Genomic DNA, 524 nt, shown 5'->3' with positions numbered 1-524 from the left:
TGTTTGCCCTGGTGCGGGTTAAGCGCCACTACGTCGAGGGTAAGTTTGATTTGCTAATCATTGACTCAGCTCCCACCGGCACGGCCTTGCGCCTTTTGAGCCTGCCCGATGTTTCCGGGTGGTACATGCGCAAGTTTTACAAACCTCTGCAGGGGTTGGCGCGGGTCCTGCGTCCCATTGCCGAGCCCATTGTTAAAGGGCTAACAGGGATCCCCCTGCCGGATGACCAGGTGCTGGATGCCCCCTACGAGTTCTACCAAAAGATCGAGCGGCTGGAGCGCATCCTCACCGACAACCGCATCACTTCCGTGCGCCTGGTCACCAACCCAGAGAAGATGGTGATCAAGGAGTCGCTGCGGGCGCATGCCTACCTCAGCCTCTACGGCGTCGCTACCGACTTGGTGATCGCCAACCGCATTTTGCCGGAAGGGGTGGTGGATCCCTACTTTGCTGCCTGGAAAGCCGCTCAACAGAGATATCGCCGGGAGATCCACGAGAACTTTGCCCCCCTGCCTGTGGTGGAG

General features: G+C 59.2%; 1 protein-coding gene. It reads left to right on the top strand.

The window, feature by feature from the left end; all coding sequences use genetic code 11:
- Nucleotides 1-524, top strand: a 524-nt coding sequence (locus tag NW858_RS13090) for a TRC40/GET3/ArsA family transport-energizing ATPase (RefSeq protein WP_414520657.1), incomplete at both ends; no start/stop codon positions are given.

This window comes from Synechococcus sp. H55.10 (assembly GCF_047502715.1).
Lineage (GTDB): Bacteria > Cyanobacteriota > Cyanobacteriia > Thermostichales > Thermostichaceae > Thermostichus.
The sequence above is the reverse complement of the archived record's forward strand: the minus strand, read 5'-3'. Positions and strand labels throughout refer to the sequence as shown.